This window comes from Neobacillus solisequens (assembly GCF_051233465.1).
Classification (GTDB): domain Bacteria; phylum Bacillota; class Bacilli; order Bacillales; family Cytobacillaceae; genus Neobacillus.
The window spans coordinates 1-9503 of sequence record NZ_JBKFGJ010000036.1; the positions used below are offsets into that span (position 1 = coordinate 1).

The window sequence follows — 9503 nt, forward strand, 5'->3', positions numbered from 1 at the left end:
AATTTATCCTTACGAGATAAATCCAACCATAGTATCGAGCTTAAACTCTAAAATTACAATCTATAAAATACTGAGAATACTGGAGAAAACGCGAGTTTTCACTTTGTTTATTGAGGGAGGTTAGTGCAAGAAGGATTATTTGACCCAATAGAAGAATATTTATATTTGAAAGGTCCAGTATCTGAAAAATTTTTCCTCAAAAAGGGTGGCTTTATTTATGGTAGATAAAAACTGGAAAACAGATAGGAAAATTTACTTTTGGGTAGCATTATCATTACTTGTAGTGATTATTACATTTAAGTTTAATATAAAACAAGATACCAGTAGGATTTGGATACCCTTGGTATTATTGTTCTCATTTTCGGTCAATTTACGTTCCAGTTATAAATCAAAGCAAATTTTCGAGTTTCTTGGGAATATATTTATGATTATTGCTGTATTTGGTATACTAATAAATTGGTTATTAAAAGGTTTGTCATTATGATAAATTACAACAGAAAAGTGGCTTTAGAAAAGTTAAATAAAAGGTTCGTCTTTTGACGGCCTTTTTTTAGTGAGAGTAAACAGAACTTCAAAATGGTTACTAAGTATACTAGATTGTGAAAGAATGTACTTAAAGTAACGGGAGCTTTTGTTTAATAAGGAAATTAGGTTAGAAAAAGGAATGTCCCCAAAATTGAGACATTCCTTTAGATTAACTAGAGTACAACTTGCTTTTAAAAAGTACAACTTAGTTTTAATAGTGCATAACTTACTTTTAACAGCGTACAACTTAGTTTTAACGGGACATGATCAATGGATGTAAGCGGATAGGAAAAGAGAGAACTATTCGTATAACACCAATTAACGCTTTAATAAACATGGTGTCGAGAACGTCTAAACCTTTGATACGTAAGGGATTGAGCGTTTTTTTTATTATTCCATAATTAAGGTTAAGAAGGATTAACGCTTATTTCAGGAATTAACGCTTATTTCAGGAATTAACGCTTATTTTGCGAACTTCTAAGTGTATTTATAGCAGAAAATAAAACGTGGGGAAACTTGCGGAGAAATGACGGAAAAAAATTAAAACTATTCTATTTACCCCATACAAATTTAATTATGAAAATAGTTGAACTATAAAACTATTCTTTATCACAACCAATTTTATTTTTTGTAATTAAACCTAACAGGGTTTACTTGAAGATCCGACTACCAATAAGATGGACTTTTTTTATTTAACTAACAGAGCAGGTTAGTTAAAGAAGAAAAAAGGTTTATGCATATTTGATTTAAACTGTGCAATAGAAGGGTAGTCCAAGTAGGTTCTATCATAGCAAAAATTATTAAATAAATGTATTCTGTTTCTAATTTCAATTAATCTTGGACTAAAACTAGTTTACATTAGAATAGTGTTCCTTAACAGAAGGAAGAAGAGTAATCGATTGAATTAATAGACCTAGGAAAATGTAGAATACGTGAATAAATGCAACTCCTTGAATCATATACATTTCGACTGTAATCCAAATGATTAAGATAAAACCAATGTAAAGCGAACTATTCCATGACCAATGTGTGGCTTTATAAATACTGAGCTTTTTAGCAACTTTTAACTGCTTTTCTGAGATAAGAAAGATTGCAGTAATTATTGGTAAAACTCCAAGTCCAACAAATAGTATTAATCCTGGAATGAGGAAATTATTAAAAGGGCTATGTTGTAACATGTTAAGAGGCATATGCAAAATTGAACCATCTGGAGAAAGGATCATTGTGCCTCCACCAAAAAGTGCACCTATTCCCAGAAACATATGTAGAACAATTAACAAATAGCAAGAAAAAGACTTTCGATGTTTTGAATACATTGAAATCAACTCCAAATGATTATTTTTACAATCACATTAATTTTACTGTATGATAAAAATTTTGATTAGTTAAAACGTGTCATTACTGTGAATATCTTTTTTTAAAACTGAGAAGATTTGTTCATATGAACGTATTACACAGTTCGAAGATATTGTGAAGAAATGCACTTAAACTAATGGGTGCTATTGTTAAAAATTATGGTTCCTTGCAAACAATTTCAAAAAATGCTATTCTAAGTTGAATTATTTTTGTTCGGTGTAAAGGATAGTATTAGTAAAATCTTTTCGTCTTGATGATCACTGAGTGCAAGGATAGTAACACTTTGTGTGCAAAGCACACTGCAGGAGGAAACAAAATGGAACAAGGTAAAGTAAAATGGTTTAACGCAGAAAAAGGTTTCGGATTTATCGAACGTGAAGGTGGAGAAGACGTATTCGTTCATTTCTCAGCTATCCAAGGCGAAGGTTTTAAATCTTTAGACGAAGGTCAAGCAGTTACTTTTGACGTTGAGCAAGGTCAACGTGGAGCTCAAGCAGCTAACGTGCGTAAAGCTTAATAATAAAAACAACTAAAGCAGGCTCTTTATTGAGTCTGTTTTTTATTTCTTCTTTTAAAAACAAGCAGCCCCACTCACTAATGAGTAGGGCACATGTAAACAAGTAAATCAAATGGTAAACACATTCTAACATATAATTTGTAGGATTCCTATTTTCTTCAACCTAAATGGATAAAAATAACACAGATACGTAACACAAGGTAGAATAAAAATGGGGTGAATGTATGAGTAAAGCTAAGGGAAAAAGCGGAACTGGCAGAGGAACAGACAAGAAAGGATGGAATCGTTGGCAAGCTAGTGCAAACAAAACAAAGAGTGCCAAACCCTATATAAGTAAAGGTACAAAAATAACGGATATTGCCAAGACCACGAGGAATAGTTAAAGTAACATATCCGAAATATAGCTCAGCAGAATAAAATATATGAACAAAGGTACTTTTATATAAAGGCAGCCAGATGTATTCTTTTTCAAAAGAAGATCTTTCTATATCCCCTTAATGGAAAAATAAATATGGTACCAGAAATGAATAGTGAACATTAGATTACAATTCTCTGTATAAAAAAAGAATATGTGAGGAATGAAAAAAATGAGAAAAATATCAATGATAAATTTTATCGGATGGATATTTATTGTTTTTCTAACAGTAAGTAAAATATTCTATTCGAAACAATTATCATATTATCATTTTTAACTACAGGTTTCGGTGGATTAATCTGCATCTGTATTGGACTATTCTTAGTTCTTTATAAGCCTAAATCAAAGAATGCAATTAATTAAAAAAATTGCATAAATGGCAACAAACTTAAGATTTAGTTTAAACGACATTCATGAACTAATAAACTGCTGGCTAAACTGGTGAGGTGAACCTTACCATAAATAGGTGCGGTTATTTGAGAAGGTGGGTATTATGACGAAGGATATGGTGCTTAGACAAGTGGATGTGGTTCGAGCCATTACTCTCAAAAGGTTGGAATCTATCACAGAAGATGTGGCCGATATTATGCCTATGGGATTTAACAATACGATTCGTTGGAACATTGGTCATATTTTAATTGTTCAAGATCAGCTTGCTTCGAACTTTGCAGGATTACCGCCACAACTTTCCCTTGAATTTTTTACCCTATTTGGAAATCGATCAAGACCAAGCGAATGGCAAGTAGAACCTCCAACACTAGAAGCCTTATCCTATGAATTAAAAAAGCAAACTGCTTTCATCAAGGATTCTCTCGGCGATCGCTTACAGGAAAAAGCAGTAAAACCCTTTATTCGACTTGGTTTTAGGATGGAAACAATCGGAGAAATTCTAGCGTTTAGTTTACACCATGAAGGAATGCATACTGGTGTTATTTATGCGATTCAACGTGCTATAGAAGGTTCTAACAATTGAAAACGATTGCTGAGTGGTAAGAACCATACCTTGGTAAATAGTTAGAGAAATATTTGATTATGTTGCTATAAAAAAAATAAATCGTAATGAGGTGAAGACAATGAATACAAAAAAATATATGTCTTATCCTCATAGTGCTTTTTAGTTATTTTTCTTAGAATACATTAATTAGGCTCAGAGGGCATGATTCACTCTCAGGGCTTTTATTTTTAGACAGAAAGAAAGTTTATACCCCCATGCCAATCTATGACAGCCACTTACGAAGTGGCTGTTATTTTTTGGTGGTCATGGCACCAATAGTGAAATTCGTTAAGATTTACAAATAGATCTGGACCCTATTAGGGGGAATATGTATTAACTTGAATGACTTAGGATCGTTAAGACCTAGGTAGACCAAAAGCATATATATAAAGAAAAACACATTGAATTGTGGATTCAGTGTGTTTTTTGGAGGACACTCAAATTGAATAGATTTTTTTATTCAGGTTTAACAGCCATAAATTCATCTATCGTTTCTGGGGTATGGTTACCTTCTTTTCCATTGAAAAGATCCAAGTTAACGGTGATATCCATACAGCCAAGGTATTTTCCATTTTTATCATGTACCGCCATAAACTTTTGGTAAATTTGACCCGTTTCTTCACCAGAGCGCTTTGGAAACCAAAATTCCCATTCATTCCGTGCTCCTGAACGGAAATCATTCAACAGTTTCTCAACGTGATGAGCCACTTTTGGATGAAGCTCAAGCACATGGCGACCAATTGCTTCCTTACGACGACCATGGACACGGTTTGGATTATTTGAATACCAGCGGAAAATATCATTAGCATCGCAAAAACCCATTTCAAATGGTAAAAGATTGATAATTGAATCCAAAGTGCTTGCTTTAATTGCACCGGTTTCAAAATTAATGACAGTATCAGGACTAATTAATTCAGACAATTTTTCTTCAGACATATAAAAACCTCCAATATATAATCTTCGTTTAATAGAAAAATAAAATAGTACAAATAATAGTGAAAAAAATCGACCCACTTCTGAGGGGGATTATTATTTAAAATTAGAATAATGATAGCATTATTAGTGATAGCCAAATGTGATGTAGCTCACGAAAGTAATTTTGATTAATAAAGCTTTATGGAACGGGCTGTTACAACTGACAATATTTGAGACTCAGACCCCCAAATTTTTTTATTATAGAAGATCCATAAATTTGAAGGGAAATCTTCTTTAATGTCGAAATAACCGGTATCTAAAAAAAAGAGGGTTATTTAATGAAAAAGATTTTATTCCTTCAAGAAAATGATAGGAAAGAAGTTTTAAATGAGATTAATGCCAATTTGGAAACAAAAAATAGACTTTTAAAGTTAATACTTTTAAATCCAGATAAGAAAGTAAGTAAAAATATTACTCGGGAGAAACAGTTCAGATATGAGAATCAAATAGCACTACTTGAAAGAATTAAGGGGATGGTTATTACTTGCAATAGTAGACAACAGATTAATGAAATCAATAAACTAATTGAATATTATCAATCATTATCTTAAGAGTATTCTCAGGGCTTTTTTTCAAATTTGCAGTCAAATAATGCTCAATTTAGCTGTCAATTTGACTGCAATTTCGGGTGAAAATGAAAATACATATGCTTTATTGAACAGAACGGGGCGGTTTAGTGAAAGAAGGAGTTGCGAAGTAAAACATCGAATAGAAAAAAAGGAATATGGACTAAGAAGGAGTAACTCATCTTTTTGTTGGACTATTATTTTACTAAAGAGCAATAGAAGATGATTTTGGGCAGGGGGAGTAAAATGGAGATTTTAGAACTACCGATAGAATTTGAATTTAATGGACAAAAAAATCTAATTTATCCCAGTTTAATTATTACTAACAATGATTTAACGTTAGTAGATACTGGGTACGCAAACTTTTTACCTCTAATTGAAAATGAAATTAAAAAAAGTGGATATGAAATAAAGAATTTAAAGAATATTATTATCACTCACTATGATGATGACCATATTGGTTCCTTATATGATTTTAAAACAGAATTTCCTTGGATTAATATAATAGCTAGTGAGATTGAATCAAAATACATAAGTGGTATGCTGAAAGCGGAGAGATTAGTTCAAGCTGAAGCACTGCTAGATAAATTGCCAATTGAAGAAGTAGAATTTGGCAAATGGTTTATTCGGCAACTTAAGAATTTGAAGCATATATCGGTTGATGAAAAAGTTCAAGATGGCAGTAAGATTTTAGATGGAAAATGTACGATTGTAGCAACTCCAGGGCACACATCAGGTCATATTTCATTATACTTTCCTAGTATAAAAACGGTTATTACGGGTGATGCAGCTGTTAATGAGAATGATAAATTGGTTATTGCTAATCCACATTTTTGTTTAAATATTGGGAAAGCAGAAGAGTCCTTAGATAAGATTAAAAATTTAGATGTAAAAACTTTCTATTGTTATCATGGTGGTAAATTATCCTTATAATTGTGTGGAAAACTACTATATCTTAAAGAATATATCAACTTGAATTTTAAAGATGTACTTAAACCACATGAAAATAAGTTCTTTTAGAATTGAAAAAAGCATTAATTAAGAAGAACCTGTTCAATCGTTTAAAAAAAGAGAAAGACATGACTGGATTAAGGTCAGTAACAGTATTGACAAGTCTGAACCATTTTTTATTCTTTGTGGTGGAGTTCTGCTGCATGGTGCTCCAGTTTAAGTTGATGATCGCCACGGCGGTCATTTTTTGTTATTGAGGGAGATTAGTTGAGGAGTGTTTTTTAACTTTTGTGCAGCACTTGAGGCAGATAGTCAAGAATTAACTTAGCATCAATAGCCGTGAACCGTATCATAAGTAAATGAGGTACAAAAATTTACAAAAAGCACCTTATTGAATTTAAAATAAGGTGCTTTTTAAAAAACTAAATTATTGTTTTTTTAGTCGTTTATGTGCGGAATTTCGATCTGCAGTAATGGGAATATGGTTCAATGCTTTTCCTAAGCCATAGTGAGGCATATTTCCATAAATAGCTTCATAATTACCCCTACTTATTTGATATGTTTCATGATAAATTCCAACTGCATCATTGTTTCCTACTTTTTGGTTGAAATTTTTCCAAGCAGTCAAATGTTTTTCATTATTAGCATAAGCGAGCAGGTCTTCGACTGAACGCCAATATTGGATTATGGCAGTTGTTTTCATTCCAAAATAACTTTCCATCGATAAAAATCCTAGCTCCTCTTTGTTTGTATAAAGCTCCTTAATCATTCCAGGCATGGCAGTAGCTACTGGTAACCACTTATGAATTGCGAGTCGCTTGTTAACTCTCATTCCAATGATGAAAACGACAATATCCTCTGTATTCTCAATGGTATAACGCCCCGTATAAATGTGGTTAGTCATTACTAATTCCCCTTCCTATAAAATTTATCAAGAGTATACTCGCACCAGTCTATCGCTGCTTTGGTCGTTCTTTTTCCATAATCCAATGTACACAGCCAATATATTGAATCTTCATCATTATCTTTGTGATTAATAATAGCCTGTTCAATAGATATATAGGTTTGATAACGTTCTTCAAGATCTTGCTTATAATTCTGTATAAGCAATACCTTTTTTTCTTGAGCTTGATAGCGACCAAAAAATAATTTAAGCAAAACTTCATTTCGCTCAGTTGGTAAATGTTCAATTGGCTTCTCCAACCAATTCTTTAGTACATCTAATCCTTTCGAGGTTAAATAATACTCATAACTATCAGGTTTTCCATGTCCAGATGAAGTACGAACTTCTGCTAATTCCTCTTGGGCAATTAATTTTAGAGTTGGATAAATTTGTCCATAACTAATTTTCCAAAAATGGTTTAAGCTCTGATCAATGCACTGTTTAATGGCATAACCAGATTTACATTCAGTAGTTAATATTCCTAATATTGCATATGTTGTAGCGTTATAACTTTTCAATAATGTTCTCACACCTATCTAAAAGATATATATCATTTAGATACATATTAATAAATTTAAACAAAAAACACAAGTTAATTTTCTGAATAAACAAAAAACATTTCGACATAAGATGATAAGACAAAACCTCATTTTGTAAATTCACGCTGTGCCGAATCATTAGTAAGTGAGATATTAATGTGAAAAATTACTCTTATAGAATTAAAAAGATGGAAATTTATTTGAATTTTGTCTAGTCTGTAAGGTCGTGATTCCAACCCATTTTGTGCAGTGCGATTGTGAATCATTTCACTTAAACTATAGGGGTCTTGAGCTCAAGAATGATCGCTGCGGTGGTCTTTTTTGCTTGTTATGTAAAGGAAGCAGGTTACTTAAAGAAGGAATTTCAAAAAGTAGGGCGAATATTACAGATAATTTTATTTGAAATTGGGTGTAACAATGGACTTATCCATCAAAGTAAGCGAAATAGATTTCTCCATCTTTATTGGTCAAACTGTAACTGAAGTGCTTCTTATTGGTTTAGAGTTAATAAGAGTTAAGTTTAACGAAGGTAATCTTAATGTTGAATGCTCGTGGAGATTGAGAAATAGAAGAGGCATAGGTATATCAGATGGAAAAGAAATGGATGTTGTTTCAATTTTGGAGAGAAATTTATTAGGCAAAAAAATTACGAATGTTTATCATTTTGAACCAACTGAAGATTTGATTATTGAATTTAACAAAGAATTGTATTTAGATTTGTTTGCTGATTCAACATCTTTTGAGCAGTATCAATTGTATGAAGGTGTTAGTCTGTTTCTGATTGGTTAGTAAATGCTATTCCTGATCTAACGAAGGAAAGAGTTTAAGATCCTGCTGCCGATTTTAGTGGCCATTTTCTCTTGAACTAACTGGCAGTTAAGTTGAAGAAGGGAACACTTTTAAAAAAACGAATACGCAATAAAAATGGTGCTTCACAACAGTGATAGCACCTCTATTACGCACTAGTCCCAGATACGGATTCTTGGAACACCTGCGGTTCTTAAATAATCTAATAACTGACCAGTATGAACAGATTCGTGATAAGCAATGCGTAGGAGCATATCCCCCAGGTTTCTTATGTATCCTGCATCAGAACGGTCAATTTTAATATTTGTTAAGTCTTCTTCAGAAAATGATCTGATTGTATTTATGAATTGATTACGATAGGGTTCGGCAAATTCCAATTCAGAATTTACAGAAGTAAAAGGTCTGTTTTCAAAAGGGGAATTAAAAACGGATAAACTTCCTTTATTTTTAAGTGCAAGGTGATAATAATGTTCGCTTTCCAGTACGTGCCTGACCATTTCTTTGCAATTCATTGCTCCATTATCTGGCTTCCAACTTAGTTTTTCTTCAGGTATAGTTCTCCAGACTTTTATGCTTCTTCTTCTTACTTCATTTAAGTTTAAAATAATTAATTCAATTGAATTCATAAAAGTTCCTCCTTTGATAAGCATATTATAATTATACACGAATGAACGTTCGTGCCAATCTGAAGGAGGAATATTTTACAAAATTTAGTTGTACTTTATATGAACGGTGCAGAAGAGGTGCTGCATTTAAAGGATTGTTTCTTTGTTGTTGAACTAACGTAGCAGGTTTCTTCAAGAAGGCATTAGGTTAAAAGGAGGAATATTTCTGAAAAAGTTTCGTGGGAAAAAGAGGTATTTTCGTAATATATGGCGGCAAGTAAATAATATTAATTTGGAACTTGATAATGAG

The 9503-nt window shown here is 32.2% G+C and carries 11 protein-coding genes; 6 read left to right on the top strand and 5 right to left on the bottom strand.

The genetic code is table 11. The features are described 5' to 3' along the window. Positions 1–1373: 1373 nt before the first annotated feature. A complete protein-coding gene (locus tag ACI3K6_RS23235) occupies positions 1374–1841 on the bottom strand; it encodes a hypothetical protein (RefSeq protein WP_435556689.1) in 468 nt (155 codons plus the stop codon). A 356-nt stretch (positions 1842–2197) separates the two neighbouring features. On the opposite strand from ACI3K6_RS23235, the gene ACI3K6_RS23240 reads away from it, so the two are divergent. The 3 genes from ACI3K6_RS23240 to ACI3K6_RS23250 all read left to right on the top strand — a co-directional run bounded on the left by ACI3K6_RS23240 (position 2198) and on the right by ACI3K6_RS23250 (position 3786). Continuing rightward, on the top strand, positions 2198–2398 hold the full coding sequence (locus ACI3K6_RS23240) for a cold-shock protein (RefSeq protein ID WP_027322891.1): 201 nt from the start codon (positions 2198–2200) through the stop codon (positions 2396–2398). Between the two features lie 224 nt (positions 2399–2622). Then, the gene (locus ACI3K6_RS23245) at positions 2623–2781 is read left to right on the top strand and encodes a DUF3934 domain-containing protein (protein WP_435556690.1); all 159 of its coding nucleotides are present in this window, start codon (positions 2623–2625) and stop codon (positions 2779–2781) included. 525 nt (positions 2782–3306) lie between these two features. Then, positions 3307–3786 carry a DinB family protein gene (locus tag ACI3K6_RS23250; protein ID WP_435556691.1) on the top strand — a complete coding sequence of 160 codons (480 nt, stop codon included), beginning with the start codon at positions 3307–3309 and terminating at the stop codon, positions 3784–3786. A gap of 477 nt (positions 3787–4263) precedes the next feature. On the opposite strand, the gene ACI3K6_RS23255 is transcribed toward ACI3K6_RS23250, so the two are convergent. After that, positions 4264–4743: a PAS domain-containing protein gene (locus ACI3K6_RS23255; protein ID WP_435556692.1), complete on the bottom strand. Its 480-nt coding sequence runs from the start codon at positions 4741–4743 to the stop codon at positions 4264–4266. A 317-nt stretch (positions 4744–5060) separates the two neighbouring features. Between ACI3K6_RS23255 and ACI3K6_RS23260 the strand changes: the two genes are divergently transcribed. Together ACI3K6_RS23260 and ACI3K6_RS23265 are read left to right on the top strand one after the other, a co-directional pair. Further along, the gene (locus tag ACI3K6_RS23260) at positions 5061–5333 is read left to right on the top strand and encodes a hypothetical protein (protein ID WP_435556693.1); all 273 of its coding nucleotides are present in this window, start codon (positions 5061–5063) and stop codon (positions 5331–5333) included. 261 nt (positions 5334–5594) lie between these two features. Further along, the gene (locus ACI3K6_RS23265; RefSeq protein ID WP_435556695.1) at positions 5595–6281 is read left to right on the top strand and encodes an MBL fold metallo-hydrolase; all 687 of its coding nucleotides are present in this window, start codon (positions 5595–5597) and stop codon (positions 6279–6281) included. A 445-nt stretch (positions 6282–6726) separates the two neighbouring features. On the opposite strand, the gene ACI3K6_RS23270 is transcribed toward ACI3K6_RS23265, so the two are convergent. After that, a complete protein-coding gene (locus tag ACI3K6_RS23270) occupies positions 6727–7203 on the bottom strand; it encodes a DUF4188 domain-containing protein (protein ID WP_435556697.1) in 477 nt (158 codons plus the stop codon). 2 nt (positions 7204–7205) lie between these two features. Beyond that, positions 7206–7760 (bottom strand): PadR family transcriptional regulator, encoded by a 555-nt coding sequence (locus ACI3K6_RS23275; protein ID WP_435556699.1) that lies wholly within the window; start codon positions 7758–7760, stop codon positions 7206–7208. Positions 7761–8198: 438 nt separating this feature from the next. On the opposite strand from ACI3K6_RS23275, the gene ACI3K6_RS23280 reads away from it, so the two are divergent. Continuing rightward, the gene (locus ACI3K6_RS23280) at positions 8199–8570 is read left to right on the top strand and encodes a hypothetical protein (RefSeq protein WP_435556701.1); all 372 of its coding nucleotides are present in this window, start codon (positions 8199–8201) and stop codon (positions 8568–8570) included. Between the two features lie 173 nt (positions 8571–8743). Here ACI3K6_RS23280 and ACI3K6_RS23285 read toward each other — a convergent pair whose 3' ends face one another. Continuing rightward, positions 8744–9214: a DinB family protein gene (locus tag ACI3K6_RS23285; protein WP_435556703.1), complete on the bottom strand. Its 471-nt coding sequence runs from the start codon at positions 9212–9214 to the stop codon at positions 8744–8746. Between the last annotated feature and the right edge of the window lie 289 nt (positions 9215–9503).